A 19,738-nucleotide genomic window follows, 5' to 3' on the forward strand; every position below is an offset into this window, starting at 1 on the left:
CGCGTCGAGACAAGCCCCGTGCATCTGCGCGGGGCGTTTTTTAGTTTTAGCTCTTTTGAGCGGGGACCCGGACGTACCGGCACTATCCCCGGAAGGAGGGTTATGGCAACGCCTAGCAAGGTTTCAGCAGTAGCTGAGATCACTAACGATTTCAAGGAATCGAACGCCGCTGTCCTGACCGAATACCGCGGGCTCACCGTTGCACAGCTCAAGCAGCTGCGTGTCTCTCTCGGCCAGGAAACCAAGTTCTCGGTCGTCAAGAACACCCTGACCGCCATTGCAGCCAAGGAAGCTGGTGTCGAAGCATTCGACGGTCAGCTCGCCGGCCCCACTGCAATCGCGTTCATCAAGGGTGACGCAGTTGCAGCTGCCAAGAGCCTGACGGATTTTGCCAAGGCCAACAAGCAGCTGGTCATCAAGACCGGTTACTTCGAGGGCAAGGCACTGAACGCCAGCGAAGTAGCTGCCCTGGCAGCACTCGAGTCCCGTGAGCTGCAGCTCGCCAAGGTTGCAGGGATCCTCAAGGCTCCTGCTGCCGCTGCTGTACGCATCATCGACGCACTGCGCCTCAAGCTTGAAGAAGAGAACGGTGCCCCGGCAGCAGCCGAAGCACCCGCCGCTGAAGAAGCTCCCGCAGCAGATGCAGCAGCCGAGGCCGAAGCACCGGCCGAAGCCGCCGCCCCCGAAGAGAACTAGTCCTCTTCTCCATAAGACTCCGGTGTCACAGCGAGCCTCAGGGCCGCCGCGCACCATTATAGGAAGGACGCCACACCATGGCGAAGCTCACCAACGAAGAGCTCATTGAAGCTTTCAAGGAACTGACCATCATCGAGCTCTCCGAGTTCGTCAAGCTCTTCGAAGAGACCTTCGAAGTTACTGCTGCTGCTGTTGCCGTTGCCGGCCCCGCCGCTGCTGCAGAAGAAGCTGAAGAGAAGACTGACTTCGACGTCATCCTCGAAGCTGCTGGCGACAAGAAGATCGCAGTGATCAAGGAAGTTCGCGCCATCACCTCCCTGGGCCTCAAGGAAGCCAAGGACCTGGTTGACAGCGCTCCCAAGGCTGTTCTCGAAGGCGCCACCAAGGAAGCTGCCGAGAAGGCAAAGGCTCAGCTCGAAGAAGCTGGCGCCCGCGTTACCCTCAAGTAATACCCGCCGTCCGGATCAATCGCGGTCCGCACTGCTCAAAGGAAACCCCGTCCACTCAGTGGGCGGGGTTTCCTGCGTTCCCGGACCGGAAACCCGAATCGCCCGGGCCGGAAGCCGGCGCCGGTGAACGATACCCAAGGATTCGGCAAAGTTTTTCTGATACCCCTGTCGCACTTGATGGCGCGACCCTAGACTTTGGATTTGTGCCCACCGGCCCCCAACGCTCAGGAGTTCACCCACAATGACGGACCCGAACACTTCCCCCTCCCGCCGCGCCATGCTCGCCGCAGCCCTCGTGGGTGGCGGCGCGGCCGCCGCCGCGCTGGCCGGAGCCCCGGCGGCGCAGGCCGTCGCCGGCGAAGCCAGTGGCAGGGCGACTGCCAAGAATCAGTTCACCCTGACGGTGCTCGGCACCACGGATCTGCACAACAACGTCTTCAACTGGGACTACTTCAAGAACGTCCCCTATGCCGACGCCGCCGGGAACAAGATCGGGATTGCCCAGGCCGCGACCCTGATCAACGCCATGCGGGCCGAGCGCGGCGCGGCCAGCACCCTGACCATAGACGCCGGCGACACCATCCAGGGCACGCCCCTGGCCTACTACTTCGCCAAGATCTACCCCATCTCGGCAACCGTGAAACACCCCATGGCGCTGGCCATGAACGCGATCGGCTACGACGCCGTGGGGCTGGGCAACCACGAGTTCAACTACGGCATTGGGCTTCTGCGCACCTGGGAGCGGCAGCTGGACTTCCCGCTGTTGGGCGCCAATGTGCACGACGCCGTGTCGGGCGGGCGAGCCTTCACCCCCTACGTCCTGAAGCGGATCAAGACGGACAGCGGCTGGCTGACGGTCGGCCTCGTCGGCCTGGTGACGCCGGGCTGCGCACTCTGGGACCGGGACAACGTCGAGGGCAAGCTCGATTTCAACGGCATCGTAGAAGAGGCCAGAACCGTCATCCCGCAGGTGAAAGCATCTGGGGCCGACGTCGTGATCGTCACGAGCCATTCGGGGGCGACTCCAGGGTCCTCCTACGGTGACGCCCTGCCCTTTCCCGAGAACGCGTCCACCCAGCTGGCAGAGGAAGTCCCGGGCATCGACGCCATCCTCGTCGGGCACGCCCACCTGGAGATCCCCGAGCGCTTCGTCACGAACAAGGCCACGGGCAAGCAGGTGCTCCTGACCGAGCCGCTCAAGTGGGGCATGCGCGTCTCCGTCATGGACCTCGAACTCGTCAAGGAAAAAGGGCAGTGGACCGTCACCGCGGCGCATTCGCTCCTTTTGGACGCCAAGACCGTCGCCCCCGATCCCGCCGTCGTCCGGGCCGTTCAGGCCGGGCACGAGGCCACGGTGAACTACGTCAACGAGGTCATCGGAACTTCCACGGCGCCGCTCAGCACGGCCACCGCCTGCTGGGAGGACTCCGCCGCGATCGACGCCATTAATTACGTCCAGGCCAGCACAGTCAAGGCCGAGCTGGCCAACACTCCCGCGGCAGGGCTGCCCGTATTGTCCATTGCGGCGGCGTTCTCCCGTGCTGTGGACGTCAAGGCCGGGCCGCTGACCATCCGCGATGTCGCAGGACTTTACATCTTCGACAACACGCTGCTCGCCATCAAGGTCACCGGCGCGCAGGTCAAGGCATACCTGGAGTGGTCCGCCCAGTACTTCAAACCGGTGACCGCCACCACGGCCAGGGCCCAGGACGTCACCAACGCTGTGACGGCTACGGCCCCGAACGGCACGCCCGACTACAACTACGACGTCGTCTACGGACTGGACGCACCGCTGAACTATGAGATCGACCTCGCCCGGCCGGCGGGGGACCGGATCGCCAAGCTCAGCTACGGCGGCCAGCCGCTGGCGCCCGAGCAGGAATTTGCTTTGGCCATCAACAACTACCGGCAGAGCGGCGGAGGCAACTTCCCGGCCGTGAAGAACGCGCCGGTGCTCTCGAACAGCCAGCAGGAGATCCGGCAGCGCATCATCGACTATGTCGTGGACCGCGGCACCCTGGACGTCGCCGTGTTCAGCCAGGCCAACTGGCGGCTCACCGTCAACGGGACGCCACTGACGGTCACCGCCTAACCCCAACTCCAACAACAAGGCGGGGTCACTTTGCGCCCATCCCGGCGGTCGGGATGGGCCGGAAGTGACCCCGCGTTGCTGTTAACCCGGGCGGGCTAGTTGGGCTCAGTGATGTCGGCGACGACGGCGCCCAGCGCCGCCGTCAGGGCGTCCGCGTCCACGAACGCGCTGTAGCCATGTTCGCCGGCGCCCATGGAGATCCGACGGCCCGTGATGGTCTGGTCGGCGTAGACGGGCCAGGGGCGGATGCTGCCGAGCGGCGTGATGGTCCCGCGCTCGTACCCGGTGGCCTCGAAAGCCGTATCCGCCGTCGGCAGCGAGAGCTTGTTGACGCCCAGCAGCGCCCGCAGCTTGGGCCAGGAAATCTGCCGGTCGCCGGGGACCAGTGCGAACAGGAAACTGCCGTCCTTGTGCTTGACCACGAGCGACTTCACGATATCCGCGGGCCGGATCCCGAGGATACCGGCCGCCTCCTCAAGGCTGCGGGCGGCGAGGCGTTCGACGATCTCCACGTCCAGCCCCCGCGCCGCGGCGTCGGCGAGGAACCGTTCGCGGCCGCTGGTTGTTTTCTGCTCTGGCATCGCGTCAAACCTTCCTGACTCCTGTCGGCGGCGCCCGGTCCGCCCGGCCGCCCAGTGGTCCGGGCCCGCCCCGCCCGCCGGTTACCGGATTTAGTCGCGGTACAGCAGCAGCGCTTCGCCCTGGCCGCCGCCGCCGCACAGGGACACGGCCGCCTTACCGGCACCCCGGCGCTTGAGTTCGTGGGCCGCGTGCAGGGCCAGCCGGGCCCCCGAGGCCCCGATCGGGTGGCCCAGGGCGATGGCCCCGCCGTGGATGTTGCACTGCTCCAGCGGATAGTTGAGATCCTTCAGGGACTGCACCGCGACAGAACCGAAAGCCTCGTTGATTTCGATGAAGTCGAGGTCCGCGGCGGACCAGCCGGCTTTGTCCAGGGCGTTCTTGATGGCGTTCGACGGCTGGGAATGCAGCGAGTTGTCCGGCCCCGCGACCTGGCCCGGCTTGCCGACCACCGCCAGGTACTCGAGACCGTTGTCCTCGGCGAACTTCCGGCTGCTCAGCACCAGGGCGGCAGCGCCGTCGGACAGGGGAGAGGAGTTGCCGGCGGTGATGGTTCCGTCCGTGACGAACGCCGCGCGCAGACCGGCCAGCGATTCGACGGTCGTGTCGGGCCGGATGCCCTCGTCGGAGGTGACGGCGATCGGATCGCCCTTGCGCTGCTTGACGCTCATCGGGGCGATCTCGCCGTCGAAGACGCCGTCCTTCGCGGCCCGGGCGGCACGCTGGTGCGACTGGGCCGCCACCTCGTCCTGGGAGGCCCGGTCAATGCCGAGGGTCAGGTTCTTGCTCTCGGTCGACAGTCCCATGGACTGTCCGTCGAAGGCGTCGGTCAGGCCGTCGTGCGCGGCCACGTCCAGGGCCTGGACCGTGCCGTACGCCCAGCCCTGCCGGGAACCGGGCAGCACGTGAGGTGCGCGGGTCATGGACTCCTGGCCGCCGGCGACCACCACCGTGGCGTCCCCGCTGCGGATCATCCGGGCGGCGTCGATCACGGCGGTGAGGCCCGAGAGGCAGACCTTGTTGATGGTCACCGTCGGCACGTTCCAGCCGATGCCGGCGCCGATGGCGCTCTGGCGCGCAGGGTTCTGGCCCGCTCCGGCCTGCAGGACCTGGCCGATGATCACGCTGTCCACCTGGTCGGCCTTGACGCCGCTCGCGGCCAGGGCCGCGCGGATGGCGTGGGTGCCGAGCTCGACGGCGGTGAAGCTGGCCAGCTGCCCGTTCAGGCGCCCCTGGGGGGTGCGGGCTGCGGCGAGAATGACAACATCGTTGTTGTCTGCAGGATTGCTCATGGTGTTTTCTTCCGATCTACTTCGACTTATGTCTACGTTATCGTGAGCCCCGTCACCTATCCATTCGGCCCCCGATCCGGCCCGGTCCGGGCCACGGTCCCGGCCGCTGACCCGCTCACCCCGGGCGCTGCCCGGGGCAGCTTGCGAATGGCTCCGCCAGGAGTCAGGGAAAATTCCGCCAAACTTCGTGCTTGCAATCCCGCCGGAAGTGGGGTAGACAAGTAGGTTGCTTTGCCGTATCGTAGATATTTGCGTCTTCCCTGTTTACCTTCAGCCTTCATATAGCGGTGGGCTTAGCCTGACAGCTGTTCCATCAATGTGCCGTCTACCACGTGCACCAGCTATGGACAGCGCGGGTCCCGGGTCATATAGCGGAACCGGACTGGTAGCGCTGCGGAGTCATTCTGCAGAGTGCATAACGGGGGAGATCTGACAACGCCTGAAGGTCTGTGGAAGGATCCCTCTTGGTCGCCTCGAGCACCTCTAATGTAAACAACGCTACCGCTATCAATGCCGACAGCACCGACGGTGCAACCCGCCGGCTCTCATTCGCAAAGATTCACGAACCCCTTGATGTTCCGAATCTGCTCGCCCTGCAAACCGACAGCTTTGACTGGCTGGTCGGGAACGAACGCTGGCAGGCGCGCGTTGCGAAGGCCGTCGAAGAAGGCGACCTCAGCGTCGCCACCTCCTCGGGTCTGTCCGACATCTTCGAAGAGATCTCCCCGATCGAAGACTTCCAGGGCACCATGTCCCTGAGCTTCTCCGAGCCGGAGTTCGCTGACCCCAAATACACCATGGCTGAGTGCAAGGACCGGGACGCAACGTACTCGGCTCCGCTGTACGTCAAGGCCGAGTTCATGAACAACAACACGGGCGAAATCAAGCAGCAGACCGTGTTCATGGGTGACTTCCCGCTGATGACCGAGAAGGGCACCTTCGTCGTCAACGGCACCGAGCGTGTCGTCGTCTCCCAGCTGGTCCGCTCGCCGGGCGCCTACTTTGAGCGCACCGCCGACAAGACCAGCGACAAGGACATCTTCACCGCGAAGATCATCCCCTCCCGCGGCGCCTGGTTCGAGCTTGAAATCGACAAGCGCGACCAGGTCGGCGTCCGTCTTGACCGCAAGCGCAAGCAGTCCGTCACCGTGCTGCTGAAGGCCCTCGGCTGGACCGAAGGCCAGATCCTCGAGGAATTCGGCCAGTACGACTCCATGCGCGCCACGCTGGAGAAGGACGCCACCGAGACCCGCGAAGACGCGTTGCTGGACATCTACCGGAAGCTGCGACCGGGCGAGCCGCCCACGGTTGAGGCTGCCCAGTCCCTGCTGGACAACCTGTACTTCAACTCCAAGCGCTACGATCTGGCCAAGGTCGGCCGTTACAAGATCAACCGCAAGCTTGGCATCGACCGCTCCCTTGGCGACAAGGAAGCTTCGGTCCTGCACGTTGAAGACATCGTGGCCATGATCAAGTTCCTGGTTGCGCTGCACGCCGGTGAGAAGACCCTCATGGGCAAGCGCGACGGCCAGGACCACGAGCTCCGCGTCGAGATCGATGACATCGACCACTTCGGCAACCGCCGCATCCGCGCCGTCGGCGAGCTCATCGAGAACCAGGTCCGCACCGGCCTGTCCCGCATGGAGCGCGTCGTCCGCGAACGCATGACGACCCAGGACGTCGAGGCCATCACGCCGCAGACCCTGATCAACATCCGTCCCGTCGTGGCAGCCATCAAGGAGTTCTTCGGAACTTCCCAGCTGTCCCAGTTCATGGACCAGAACAACCCGCTCTCGGGTCTGACCCACAAGCGCCGCCTGTCCGCGCTTGGCCCGGGTGGTCTGTCCCGTGACCGTGCCGGCATGGAAGTTCGTGACGTGCACCCGTCCCACTACGGACGTATGTGCCCCATCGAAACTCCTGAAGGCCCGAACATTGGTCTGATCGGTTCGCTGGCTTCCTACGGACGCATCAACCCGTTCGGTTTCATCGAAACCCCGTACCGCCTTGTCGCCGAGGGTGTCGTCTCCGATGAGGTCAAGTACCTCACGGCCGACGACGAAGCCGAGGTCCTGATCGCACAGGCCAACGCACCGCTCGACGAGAACAAGCGTTTCGCGGAAGAGACCGTCCTGGTCCGTGCCCGCGGTGGTGGAGGCGAGCCTGTGCTGGTTCCCGCCGCCGACGTCGAGTTCATGGACGTTTCCCCGCGCCAGATGGTGTCCGTGGCTACCGCCCTGATCCCGTTCCTCGAGCATGACGATGCCAACCGTGCACTCATGGGTGCCAACATGCAGCGCCAGGCCGTGCCACTGGTCCGTTCCGAGGCACCGTTCGTCGGTACCGGCATGGAGCGCGCCGCAGCCGTCGACGCCGGCGACGTTGTCATCGCCAAGAAGGCCGGTGTGGTTACCGAGGTCTCCGCTGAGCTGGTCATCATGCTCAACGACGACGGTACGGAAACCAACTACCGCATCAACAAGTTCGCCCGTTCCAACCAGGGCAACTGCTACAACCACCGTGTCCTGGTAAGCGAAGGCCAGCGCCTGGAGGTCGGCGGCATCATCGCTGACGGCCCGGCAACGGACCAGGGCGAGCTCGCCCTCGGTAAGAACCTGCTCGTGGCATTCATGTCATGGGAAGGCCACAACTTCGAGGATGCCATCATCCTGTCCCAGCGCATCGTGGCCGAGGATGTCCTGTCCTCGATCCACATCGAGGAGCACGAGATCGATGCCCGCGACACCAAGCTTGGTGCCGAGGAAATCACCCGTGACATCCCGAACGTGTCTGAGGAAGTCCTGGCAGGCCTGGACGAGCGCGGCATCATCCACATCGGTGCCGAGGTTGAGGCCGGCGACATCCTGGTCGGTAAGGTCACCCCCAAGGGCGAGACCGAGCTGACCCCGGAAGAGCGCCTGCTGCGCGCCATCTTCGGTGAGAAGTCCCGCGAAGTGCGCGACACCTCCCTGAAGGTGCCGCACGGCGAGTCCGGCACCGTGATCGGTGTCCGCGTCTTCGACCGCGACAACGACGACGAGCTGCCCCCGGGCGTCAACCAGCTGGTGCGCGTCTACGTCGCTGCCAAGCGCAAGATCACCGACGGCGACAAGCTCGCCGGCCGCCACGGCAACAAGGGTGTTATCTCCAAGATCCTTCCGATCGAGGACATGCCCTTCCTTGCCGACGGCACCCCCGTTGATATCGTCCTGAACCCGCTGGGTGTTCCGGGCCGCATGAACGTCGGCCAGGTGCTGGAAACGCACCTCGGCTGGGTTGCCAAGACCGGCTGGAAGATCGAGGGCGAGCCCGAGTGGGTCAAGCAGCTGCCGAACCTGCCGCGCGAGAGTGGCCAGACCACTGTGGCGACGCCGGTCTTCGACGGTGCGCGTGAAGAGGAAATCACGGGCCTGCTCGATTCCACCAACGTCACCCGCGACGGCGACCGCCTGATCAACTCCTCCGGCAAGACCCGTCTGTTCGACGGCCGCTCCGGCGAGCCGTTCCCGGATCCGATCTCGGTCGGCTACATGTACATCCTGAAGCTCCACCACCTGGTGGACGACAAGATCCACGCCCGCTCCACCGGCCCGTACTCCATGATCACGCAGCAGCCGCTGGGTGGTAAGGCACAGTTCGGTGGCCAGCGCTTCGGTGAAATGGAAGTGTGGGCGCTCGAGGCTTACGGCGCCGCGTACACGCTCCAGGAACTGCTGACGATCAAGTCGGATGATATCCACGGTCGTGTGAAGGTCTACGAAGCCATCGTCAAGGGCGAGAACATCCCCGAGCCGGGCGTTCCTGAGTCCTTCAAGGTCTTGATCAAGGAAATGCAGTCGCTGTGCCTGAACGTGGAAGTGCTTTCCACGGACGGAACCACAATTGAAATGCGTGACTCTGATGACGCAGTCTTCACGGCTGCGGAAGAACTGGGCATCGATCTGTCTCGTGCAGAGCCCAGTTCCGTAGAAGAGGTTTAGCAGGGGGTTTACGACGGCGGGTTCGCACTCGCCGTCGTAAGCCACCTCCCTCTTCCCGTAACCCAAGACTTCAGAATTTAGAGAACAAGAGAGAACAGGGACCATATGTCCAGCGAATCCTCCTTCGGCCTCATGCAGATCGGCCTCGCCACCGCGGAAGACATCCGTGGCTGGTCGTACGGCGAGGTTAAGAAGCCGGAAACCATCAACTACCGCACGCTCAAGCCTGAGAAGGACGGCCTCTTCTGCGAGAAGATCTTCGGCCCGTCCCGCGACTGGGAATGCTACTGCGGCAAGTACAAGCGCGTGCGCTTCAAGGGCATCATCTGCGAGCGGTGTGGCGTTGAGGTCACCCGTGCCAAGGTCCGCCGTGAGCGCATGGGCCACATCGAGCTCGCCGCCCCGGTCACGCACATCTGGTACTTCAAGGGTGTTCCCTCCCGCCTGGGCTACCTCCTTGACCTGGCACCGAAGGACCTCGAAAAGGTCATCTACTTCGCCGCCTACATGATCACGAGCGTCGACGCCGACAGCCGCCACGAAGAACTGCCCAACCTCCAGGTTGAGCACGACATCGAGAAGAAGCAGCTGATCGACAACCGCGACTCGGACATCGCCACGATCGCCCGCGACCTTGAGAACGAGCTTGCCCGTCTCGAAGGCGAAGGCGCGAAGGCTGCCGACAAGAAGAAGGCCCGCGACTCCGCTGACCGCCAGATGGCGAACGTCCGCAAGCGTGCCGACGCCGAAATCGAGCGCCTCGAGCAGGTCTGGGACCGCTTCAAGAACCTCAAGGTCGCAGACCTCGAAGGTGACGAAGGCCTGTACCGTGAACTGCGCGACCGCTACGGCATGTACTTCGAAGGCTCCATGGGTGCCGAGGCCATCAAGAAGCGTCTTGAGAACTTCGACATGCAGGCCGAGTCGGACATGCTGCGCGACATCATCGCCAACGGCAAGGGCCAGCGCAAGACCCGCGCCCTGAAGCGGCTCAAGGTGGTCAACGCGTTCCTGACGACCAACAACAGCCCGCTCGGCATGGTGCTGGACGCCGTCCCGGTGATCCCGCCGGAACTGCGCCCGATGGTCCAGCTGGACGGTGGCCGCTTCGCGACCTCCGACCTCAACGACCTCTACCGCCGCGTGATCAACCGCAACAACCGCCTCAAGCGCCTGCTTGACCTCGGTGCTCCGGAGATCATCGTCAACAACGAGAAGCGCATGCTTCAGGAAGCTGTTGACAGCCTCTTCGACAACGGCCGCCGCGGCCGTCCGGTCACCGGACCGGGCAACCGTCCGCTGAAGTCCCTGAGCGACATGCTCAAGGGCAAGCAGGGCCGTTTCCGCCAGAACCTCCTCGGCAAGCGCGTCGACTACTCCGGCCGTTCGGTCATCGTCGTCGGCCCGCAGCTGAAGCTGCACCAGTGTGGTCTGCCCAAGCAGATGGCCTTGGAGCTCTTCAAGCCGTTCGTGATGAAGCGCCTGGTGGACCTCAACCACGCCCAGAACATCAAGTCGGCCAAGCGCATGGTGGAGCGTTACCGTCCGCAGGTCTGGGACGTCCTCGAAGAGATCATCACCGAGCACCCCGTGCTGCTGAACCGTGCACCTACCCTGCACCGTCTCGGCATCCAGGCGTTCGAGCCGCAGCTTGTTGAAGGCAAGGCAATCCAGCTGCACCCGCTGGTTTGTGGCGCGTTCAACGCCGACTTCGACGGCGACCAGATGGCAGTCCACCTGCCGCTGAGCCCCGAAGCCCAGGCCGAGGCCCGCATCCTGATGCTCTCCTCGAACAACATCCTGAAGCCGTCTGACGGCCGCCCGGTGACCCTGCCGTCGCAGGATATGATCATCGGTCTCTACCACCTGACCACCAAGCGTGTCGGTTCAGCTGGCGAAGGCCGGATCTTCTCCTCGGTCGCGGAAGCCATCATGGCCTACGACCTTCACGAGCTGCACCTGAACTCCAAGGTCAGGATCCGGCTCGAGGGCTTCGTGCCCTACGCCGGCTGGGAAGCCCCGGAGGGCTGGGAGCCCGGTCAGACCACACTGGTCGAGACCTCCCTCGGCCAGGTCATCTTCAACCAGACGCTGCCCGCGGACTACCCGTGGGTTGAGAACGTTGCCGACAAGGGCGAGCTGTCCACGATCGTCAACGACCTCGCCGAGCGCTACCCGAAGGTGATCACGGCGGCAACGCTGGACAACCTGAAGGATGCCGGTTTCTACTGGGCCACCCGCTCCGGCGTGACCGTTGCCATCTCCGACATCGAGGTGCCCACGGACAAGCCGCGGATCCTCGCCGGTTACGAGACCATGGCCGCCAAGATCCAGGGCCAGTACGACAAGGGCCTGATCGACGACGACGAGCGTCGCCAGGAACTGATCGAGATCTGGAACAAGGCAACGAACGAGATCGCCCAGGCGATGCGTGACAGCCTGTCCCCGATGAACACGATCAACCGCATGGTGTCCTCGGGCGCACGTGGTAACTGGATGCAGGTCCGTCAGATCGCGGGTATCCGTGGCCTGGTTGCCAACCCTAAGGGTGAAATCATCCCGCGTCCGATCAAGTCCTCCTACCGCGAGGGCCTCTCGGTGCTGGAATACTTCATCGCCACGCACGGTGCCCGTAAGGGTCTGGCTGACACCGCCCTGCGTACCGCCAACTCGGGTTACCTGACCCGTCGTCTGGTGGACGTGTCGCAGGACGTCATCGTCCGCGAAGAGGACTGCGGTACCGAGCGCGGCCTGATGACGGCCATCGCGGTGGCCGACGCCAACGGCGTCCTCGTCCTGGACGAGAACGTCGAGAACAGCGCCTACGCCCGCACCCTGGCAGTCGACGTCGTCGACTCCAAGGGCAAGGTCCTGGCAGCTGCCGGCACCGACTGCGGCGACGTCGTCATTGCCGAACTGTTCGCAGCCGGCATCACCGAGGTCAAGGTCCGCTCCGTACTCACCTGTGAGTCCAGCGTCGGCACCTGCGCCCTGTGCTACGGCCGTTCGCTGGCCACTGGCAAGACCGTCGACATCGGTGAGGCCGTGGGCATTATTGCCGCGCAGTCCATCGGTGAGCCGGGTACCCAGCTGACCATGCGTACGTTCCACACCGGTGGTGCTGTTTCCGCCAGCGGTGGCGACGACATCACCCAGGGTCTGCCCCGTATCCAGGAGCTCTTCGAAGCCCGTACTCCGAAGGGTGTCGCACCGATTGCTGAAGCAGCCGGCCGCATCACCATCGAAGAGTCCGAGCGCCAGATGCGCCTGGTCATCACCCCGGATGACGGATCTGAAGAGATCGCTTACCCGGTGCTGCGCCGTTCACGTCTTCTCATCGAAGACGGCGATCACGTCAGCGTCGGCCAGAAGCTCATCAACGGCCCGGTCGACCCCAAGCAGGTGCTGCGCATCATGGGTCCCCGTGCCGCGCAGAAGTTCCTGGTGGACGAAGTCCAGGGCGTGTACCGCAGCCAGGGCATCGGTATCCACGACAAGCACGTCGAGGTTATCGTCCGCCAGATGCTGCGCCGCGTCACGGTCATCGAGTCCGGCGAATCGGATCTGCTGCCCGGCGAGCTCGCCGAACGCAGCCGTTTCGAAGAGGCCAACCGCCGCGTTGTGTCCGAGGGCAAGACGCCGGCATCCGGCCGTCCCGAGCTCATGGGCATCACCAAGGCGTCCCTGGCGACCGAGTCCTGGCTGTCCGCAGCTTCCTTCCAGGAGACCACCCGCGTCCTGACGCAGGCGGCCATGGAAGGCAAGAGCGATCCGCTGCTCGGCCTCAAGGAAAACGTCATCATCGGTAAGCTCATCCCGGCCGGCACGGGTCTCCCGCGCTACACCGAGGTCACCGTGGAACCCACTGAAGAAGCAAAGGCCAACCTGTTCACCGGCCCCAGCGCATTCAGTGACTTCTCCTACGACTCGCTGGGCGGCGACGGAGCTCCCGAGTTCCACGCCATCCCGCTGGATGACTACGATCTCGGCAGCGACTTCCGCTGAGCTGAGTGACTGACAGGCCCCGTTCCCACCTCGGTGGGGGCGGGGCCTTTCCAGTGGTAAGCCCCGCCGATTAAGGGCTGGGACCCGTCCGTGTTAGACTTGAGACTAATTGTTATTGTGGCAGTGGATGAGTGCGCCGGTTTGAGTCAGACAGCTTGCAGCTGAAAGATTCAACCAGGACGACGTTTCCGGTTTGCAGGGTTCTTGTGCAACGTATGCCACATTTTCGCATGCCTAGGGGCAGTTCGGGTCGAAAGTCCTTGGACCCCGGCGTGCGGTCCGACTATTAAGGCTTCGCCTCAGCTGCTCTGGAGAGAACTTCAAAGCTCGGGCGGCGAGGCGCAGCGACAAGAGAGCGGCCGCCAACGGCCGCTCCGGATAAAACGGAGAACACGAGAGTGCCTACGATTAACCAGCTGGTCCGCAAGGGCCGCACGCCTAAGGTCAAAAAGACCAAGGCTCCCGCGCTTAACGGCAGCCCGATGCGCCGCGGTGTTTGCACCCGCGTTTACACGACGACCCCGAAGAAGCCGAACTCGGCTCTGCGTAAGGTTGCTCGCGTGCGCCTCAACGGCGGCATTGAAGTCACCGCATACATCCCCGGTGTGGGCCACAACCTGCAGGAGCACTCCATTGTGCTCGTCCGCGGCGGCCGCGTGAAGGACCTTCCGGGTGTCCGCTACAAGATCGTCCGTGGCGCCCTCGATACCCAGGGTGTCAAGAACCGTAAGCAGGCTCGCAGCCGCTACGGCGCAAAGATGGAGAAGAAGTAATATGCCTCGCAAGGGTCCGGCCCCCAAGCGGCCGCTAGTTCTAGATCCCGTTTACGGCTCCCCGCTGGTCACCCAGCTCATCAACAAGGTGCTGGTTGACGGCAAGAAGTCCACCGCAGAGCGCATCGTTTACGGTGCCCTCGAGGGTGCTCGCGCCAAGTCCGGCGGCGACCCCGTTGCAGCCCTCAAGAAGGCCATGGAGAACGTCAAGCCTTCGCTTGAGGTCCGCTCCCGCCGTGTTGGTGGCGCCACGTACCAGGTTCCCGTTGAGGTCAAGCCGGGCCGTTCCACGGCCCTCGCCCTCCGCTGGCTGGTTGGCTACTCCAAGGCCCGCCGCGAAAAGACCATGACCGAGCGCCTCCAGAACGAAATCCTGGATGCCTCGAACGGTCTCGGTGCCGCTGTGAAGCGTCGCGAAGACACCCACAAGATGGCCGAGTCCAACAAGGCCTTCGCACACTACCGCTGGTAATACTTCCCGGACGCCSCCCCCCGGCCCCACGCCCCGGGCGGCGAACGTGCAGTCCATCCGAAAGGGAGACACCGTGGCACAGGACGTGCTTACCGACCTTAGCAAGGTCCGCAATATCGGCATCATGGCCCACATCGATGCCGGCAAGACCACTACTACCGAGCGCATCCTGTTCTACACGGGTGTGAACCACAAGATCGGCGAAACGCACGACGGCGCTTCGACGACTGACTGGATGGAACAGGAAAAGGAACGCGGCATCACCATCACGTCTGCCGCCGTGACCTGCTTCTGGGAAAACAACCAGATCAACATCATCGACACCCCCGGCCACGTTGACTTCACGGTCGAGGTTGAGCGCTCCCTGCGCGTCCTCGACGGCGCAGTCGCCGTGTTCGACGGCAAGGAAGGCGTGGAGCCGCAGTCCGAGACTGTTTGGCGCCAGGCTGACAAGTACAACGTTCCGCGCATCTGCTTCGTCAACAAGATGGACAAGCTCGGCGCTGACTTCTACTTCACCGTCGACACCATCATCAGCCGTCTCGGTGCCAAGCCGCTCGTCATGCAGCTGCCGATCGGCGCCGAGAACGACTTCATCGGCGTCGTCGACCTCCTCTACATGCGTTCGCTGGTCTGGCCCGGCGACGCCAAGGGTGACGTCACCATGGGTGCCAAGTACGAGATCCGCGAGATCCCTGCTGACCTCCAGGCGAAGGCCGAAGAGTACCGCGCAACGCTCATTGAGACCGTTGCCGAGTCCTCCGAGGAACTCATGGAGAAGTACCTTGAGGGCGAAGAGATCAGCATCGATGAGCTCAAGGCCGGCATCCGCAAGATGACGATCAACTCTGAGATCTACCCGGTCTTCTGTGGTTCTGCATTCAAGAACCGCGGCGTCCAGCCCATGCTCGACGCTGTGGTGGACTACCTGCCGAACCCGCTCGACGTCCCGCCGATGATCGGTCACGATCCCCGCGACGAAGAGAAGGAGCTTACCCGTAAGCCCTCCTCTGAAGAGCCCTTCTCCGCACTGGCGTTCAAGATCGCCGCGCACCCCTTCTTCGGCCAGCTGACCTTCGTCCGCGTGTACTCCGGTCACGTGGAAGCAGGCTCGCAGGTGGTCAACTCCACCAAGGGCAAGAAGGAGCGCATCGGCAAGCTGTTCCAGATGCATGCCAACAAGGAAATGCCCGTCGACGGCGCTACCGCCGGCCACATCTACGCAGCGATCGGCCTCAAGGACACCACCACGGGCGACACCCTGTGCGATCCGGCCAACCAGATTGTCCTCGAGTCCATGAGCTTCCCGGAGCCCGTGATCTCGGTTGCGATCGAGCCGAACACGAAGGGTGACCAGGAGAAGCTCTCCACGGCCATCCAGAAGCTCTCCGCTGAGGACCCGACCTTCCAGGTCTCCCTCAACGAGGACACCGGCCAGACCATCATCGCCGGCATGGGCGAGCTCCACCTGGACATCCTGGTGGACCGCATGCGCCGCGAATTCAAGGTCGAGGCAAACGTTGGCAAGCCGCAGGTTGCTTACCGCGAAACCATCAAGCGTGCTGTAGAGCGTCACGACTACACGCACAAGAAGCAGACCGGTGGTTCCGGCCAGTTCGCAAAGATCCAGATCGCGATCGAGCCGCTGGACACCTCAGGTGGCGAGCTGTACGAGTTCGAGAACAAGGTCACCGGTGGCCGCGTTCCGCGCGAGTACATCCCGTCGGTCGACGCCGGCATCCAGGACGCGCTTAACGACGGCGTCCTGGCCGGTTACCCGGTTGTCGGCATCAAGGCGACGCTGATTGACGGCGCTTACCACGATGTTGACTCCTCGGAAATGGCGTTCAAGATCGCCGGCCGTATGGCTTTCAAGGAAGCCGCACGCAAGGCGAACCCTGTCCTGCTCGAACCGCTGATGGATGTCGAGGTCCGCACCCCTGAGGAATACATGGGTGAAGTTATCGGTGACCTCAACTCCCGCCGTGGCCAGATGCAGTCCATGGAAGATGCCCAGGGCGTCAAGGTTATTCGCGCACACGTCCCGCTGTCCGGCATGTTCGGCTACATCGGTGACCTGCGCTCGAAGACCCAGGGCCGCGCTGTGTACTCCATGACGTTCAACAGCTACGCCGAGGTCCCGAAGGCAGTCGCCGACGAGATCATCCAGAAGAACCGCGGCGAGTAGTCCCCAGGACGCCTCGCAGCAACAAGAAACTCGGGTGCGTCTCCGCCAGCGGAGACACATCTGGTGCAGGCGGCCGGACTCCGGTCAGCTGTAGTCCGGCCAGTCCGGAGTTCGGCCGCCTGCACGAACAGGCTCTAGGCACTAGCATTAGTACCTGAATCTGCAATTTCATCAATCCAAAGCCCCCCAAGTAGACTTACTGGAGTTTCTGCCGCGACAAGCGCGGCCGAAGGGTAAGTCAATTTGAAAACGTTCTAGGAGGAACCTGTGGCAAAGGCAAAGTTCGAGCGGACTAAGCCGCACGTTAACATCGGTACCATTGGTCACGTTGACCACGGTAAGACGACGCTGACGGCCGCCATTTCCAAGGTGCTGTACGACAAGTACCCGACTCTCAACGAGAAGCGTGACTTCGCGTCGATTGACTCTGCTCCCGAAGAGCGTCAGCGCGGCATTACCATCAACATCTCCCACGTTGAGTACCAGACCGAGAAGCGCCACTACGCACACGTAGACGCTCCGGGTCACGCTGACTACATCAAGAACATGATCACCGGCGCTGCTCAGATGGACGGTGCAATCCTCGTGGTTGCCGCCACTGACGGCCCGATGGCTCAGACCCGCGAGCACGTTCTGCTCGCCCGCCAGGTTGGCGTTCCCTACCTGCTGGTCGCGCTGAACAAGGCTGACATGGTTGACGACGAAGAGCTCCTCGACCTCGTTGAAATGGAAGTTCGCGAGCTGCTCAGCTCGCAGGGCTTCGATGGCGACGAGGCTCCGGTTGTTCGCGTTTCCGGCCTGAAGGCCCTCGAAGGCGACCCCGTCTGGGTCAAGTCCGTTGAGGACCTCATGGCTGCTGTCGACGAGTCCGTTCCGGACCCCGTACGTGACCGTGACAAGCCCTTCCTGATGCCGATCGAAGATGTCTTCACGATCACCGGCCGTGGCACCGTTGTTACGGGCCGCGCCGAGCGTGGAACCCTCGCCATCAACTCCGAGGTCGAGATCGTCGGCATCCGCCCGGTCCAGAAGACCACGGTTACCGGTATCGAGATGTTCCACAAGCAGCTCGACGAAGCATGGGCCGGCGAGAACTGTGGCCTCCTGCTCCGCGGTCTGAAGCGCGACGATGTCGAGCGTGGCCAGGTTGTCGTCAAGCCGGGTTCCATCACCCCGCACACCGACTTCGAGGCTAACGTCTACATCCTCTCCAAGGACGAAGGCGGACGTCACAACCCGTTCTACTCCAACTACCGCCCGCAGTTCTACTTCCGCACCACGGACGTAACCGGCGTTATCACCCTGCCGGAAGGCACGGAAATGGTTATGCCCGGCGACAACACTGAGATGACCGTTGCGCTCATCCAGCCGATCGCAATGGAAGAGGGCCTCGGCTTCGCTATCCGCGAAGGCGGCCGCACCGTTGGTTCAGGACGCGTCACCAAGATCATCAAGTAATTACTTGCCGATCTGATGCTTTGCCCCTGATCAGCCAGCCGTCTGGCAGCTGACCAGAGGATCGGGAACAGCCCCGCTGCACTTGCAGTGGGGCTGTTCCTTTTAAGTTCCTGATACCTTTGCAGGAAGGGAAGGGAGTTCACCATGGGCTGGTTCATTTTTCTACTGATCGCCGCCGCAGTCGTCGTCGCGTTCTTTTGGGCGAAGAGGCACTTCCGCCAGGAGATCGAGCGCGCCAAGCGCATCAATAGGTCCAACCGCAACCAGTAGCGGGGCCGGGCGGGGCTCAGGCCCGGCGTGCCCGCGCGAGGGCCTGGTACCAGTAGTACGAGTCTTTCGGGGTGCGCTTGAGGCTCGTGAAATCGACGTGCACCAGGCCGAAGCGTTGCGAGTAGCCTGCCGCCCATTCGAAGTTGTCCATCAGCGTCCAGACGTAATAGCCGAGCAGTTCGACGTCGTGTGCCACGCCCCCGGGGGAGGTGGCCTCGACCGCCTGGCTGAGGTGTGCAGCGAGGTAGCTGATCCGGCCGGCATCGGGAATGGGGCCGGTGACGTGGTCGGGTTCGGGGAAGCTCGCCCCGCTCTCGGTGATGTAGAGCGGCGGCAGCGAAGACCCGTACCGGTCCTTCAGCTCCCGGAGCAGGATCCCCAGGTGGTCCGGAGCGACCGGCCAGCCGAATCCCGTGCGTTCGTACTCCGGGAACGCGGCCATATGGAACGGGACTTTCAGCATCGCCTCCGCGGTTGCCGAGGGGCTGTCGACGCCGCGTCCCGTGGCCACCTTCACGGGGTAGTAATAGTTCAGGCCGTAGAAATCCAGCGGCTGGTGGATCGTGGCCAGGTCCGCGTCGCTGATGCTCCGCATTGAACGGAACCACGGCCGGGCGATCAGCGGCAGCCGGGGAAAGCGGCCCAGGAGGATCGGGTCAGCGTAGAGCCGGTTCAGCACGAAGTCGAACACCCTGGCCAGCATCCTGTCTGTTGGCGAACCGGAAGCAGGCCGGACCGGGGAATGCAGGTTCGCGACCCCGACGGCGCCGGCGACGCCCTCCGCGCGCAGCGCCTGAACCGCCAGTCCGTGCCCCAGGAGCTGATGCCGCACCGACGGCAGGGCATCGAAGAGCAGGCCGCGGCCGGGCGCGTGCACGCCCAGGGCGTAGCCGTTCAGGGTAACCGAGGCGGGCTCGTTCAGCGTCACCCACTGCGCCACGCGGTCGCCGAACCGCTTGCCGGCGGCCGCGCTGTACTCGGCGAACCGTTCCGCCGTCGAACGGTTCATCCAGCCGCCCCGGTGCTCGAGGGGCAGCGGCGTATCCCAGTGGTAGAGAGTGGCCATGGGGGAGATGCCGGCGGCGAGGAGCCGGTCGATCAGGCGGTCGTAGAAGTCCAGGCCGGCCGCATTGAAGTGGCCGCTGCCCTCGGGCTGGACCCGCGGCCACGAGATCGAAAAGCGGTAGGAATCGATCCCGAGATCGCGCATCAGTTCGATGTCTTCCTCGGCGCGGTTGTAGTGGTCGCAGGCCACGGCGGGGGAGTGCCCATGCAGGATGTTGCCGGGCTTTTCGGCAAAGGCGTCCCAGCCGGAGGGCCCGCGGCCGCCGGCGGCAAGGCTGCCCTCGATCTGGAAGGCCGCGGAGGAAACACCCAGGGTGAATCCGGGGCTCAGGCGTGCGGCGAGGGCCTGAACTGCTACAGAGTCCTGCACAGTCATGCCCCTATCATCCATTCGACGGCGATTCAGGACAATGGCCCTC

General features: G+C 63.8%; 13 protein-coding genes. 10 read left to right on the top strand and 3 right to left on the bottom strand.

The window, feature by feature from the left end; genetic code table 11:
- Positions 1 to 102 precede the first annotated feature (102 nt).
- The 3 genes from rplJ to AC1D0A_RS10470 all read left to right on the top strand — a co-directional run bounded on the left by rplJ (position 103) and on the right by AC1D0A_RS10470 (position 3,237).
- Positions 103 to 696, top strand: a complete 594-nt coding sequence (gene rplJ, locus AC1D0A_RS10460; RefSeq protein WP_028276542.1) for a 50S ribosomal protein L10 — start codon at positions 103 to 105, stop codon at positions 694 to 696.
- A 77-nt stretch (positions 697 to 773) separates the two neighbouring features.
- The gene (rplL, locus tag AC1D0A_RS10465) at positions 774 to 1,145 is read left to right on the top strand and encodes a 50S ribosomal protein L7/L12 (RefSeq protein WP_028276543.1); all 372 of its coding nucleotides are present in this window, start codon (positions 774 to 776) and stop codon (positions 1,143 to 1,145) included.
- A 241-nt stretch (positions 1,146 to 1,386) separates the two neighbouring features.
- Positions 1,387 to 3,237 (top strand): bifunctional metallophosphatase/5'-nucleotidase, encoded by a 1,851-nt coding sequence (locus AC1D0A_RS10470; RefSeq protein ID WP_476943997.1) that lies wholly within the window; start codon positions 1,387 to 1,389, stop codon positions 3,235 to 3,237.
- 95 nt (positions 3,238 to 3,332) lie between these two features.
- On the opposite strand, the gene AC1D0A_RS10475 is transcribed toward AC1D0A_RS10470, so the two are convergent.
- Both AC1D0A_RS10475 and AC1D0A_RS10480 read right to left on the bottom strand, forming a co-directional pair.
- A complete protein-coding gene (locus tag AC1D0A_RS10475; RefSeq protein ID WP_476945748.1) occupies positions 3,333 to 3,818 on the bottom strand; it encodes an aminoacyl-tRNA deacylase in 486 nt (161 codons plus the stop codon).
- A gap of 90 nt (positions 3,819 to 3,908) precedes the next feature.
- Positions 3,909 to 5,108: an acetyl-CoA C-acetyltransferase gene (locus AC1D0A_RS10480; protein ID WP_243181088.1), complete on the bottom strand. Its 1,200-nt coding sequence runs from the start codon at positions 5,106 to 5,108 to the stop codon at positions 3,909 to 3,911.
- A 464-nt stretch (positions 5,109 to 5,572) separates the two neighbouring features.
- Between AC1D0A_RS10480 and rpoB the strand changes: the two genes are divergently transcribed.
- The 7 genes from rpoB (at position 5,573) to AC1D0A_RS10515 (ending at position 18,254) form a co-directional block, all read left to right on the top strand.
- Positions 5,573 to 9,088 (top strand): DNA-directed RNA polymerase subunit beta, encoded by a 3,516-nt coding sequence (rpoB, locus tag AC1D0A_RS10485; protein ID WP_028275121.1) that lies wholly within the window; start codon positions 5,573 to 5,575, stop codon positions 9,086 to 9,088.
- A 105-nt stretch (positions 9,089 to 9,193) separates the two neighbouring features.
- A complete protein-coding gene (locus tag AC1D0A_RS10490; RefSeq protein ID WP_476945749.1) occupies positions 9,194 to 13,093 on the top strand; it encodes a DNA-directed RNA polymerase subunit beta' in 3,900 nt (1,299 codons plus the stop codon).
- 398 nt (positions 13,094 to 13,491) lie between these two features.
- Complete coding sequence (gene rpsL, locus AC1D0A_RS10495; protein ID WP_018773658.1) at positions 13,492 to 13,866, top strand: 30S ribosomal protein S12; 375 nt, start codon at positions 13,492 to 13,494, stop codon at positions 13,864 to 13,866.
- 1 nt (position 13,867) lies between these two features.
- Positions 13,868 to 14,338, top strand: coding sequence for a 30S ribosomal protein S7 (rpsG, locus tag AC1D0A_RS10500; protein WP_011692813.1), 471 nt, complete (start codon positions 13,868 to 13,870; stop codon positions 14,336 to 14,338).
- A 73-nt stretch (positions 14,339 to 14,411) separates the two neighbouring features.
- Positions 14,412 to 16,526, top strand: a complete 2,115-nt coding sequence (gene fusA, locus AC1D0A_RS10505; protein ID WP_028275119.1) for an elongation factor G — start codon at positions 14,412 to 14,414, stop codon at positions 16,524 to 16,526.
- Positions 16,527 to 16,793: 267 nt separating this feature from the next.
- A complete protein-coding gene (gene tuf / locus AC1D0A_RS10510) occupies positions 16,794 to 17,984 on the top strand; it encodes an elongation factor Tu (RefSeq protein ID WP_018773660.1) in 1,191 nt (396 codons plus the stop codon).
- 144 nt (positions 17,985 to 18,128) lie between these two features.
- Positions 18,129 to 18,254, top strand: a complete 126-nt coding sequence (locus tag AC1D0A_RS10515) for a hypothetical protein (protein WP_256860042.1) — start codon at positions 18,129 to 18,131, stop codon at positions 18,252 to 18,254.
- A gap of 16 nt (positions 18,255 to 18,270) precedes the next feature.
- Here AC1D0A_RS10515 and AC1D0A_RS10520 read toward each other — a convergent pair whose 3' ends face one another.
- Positions 18,271 to 19,695 carry a GH1 family beta-glucosidase gene (locus AC1D0A_RS10520; RefSeq protein WP_476945750.1) on the bottom strand — a complete coding sequence of 475 codons (1,425 nt, stop codon included), beginning with the start codon at positions 19,693 to 19,695 and terminating at the stop codon, positions 18,271 to 18,273.
- Positions 19,696 to 19,738 lie beyond the last annotated feature (43 nt).

Source organism: Arthrobacter sp. P1_D4, assembly GCF_056406115.1.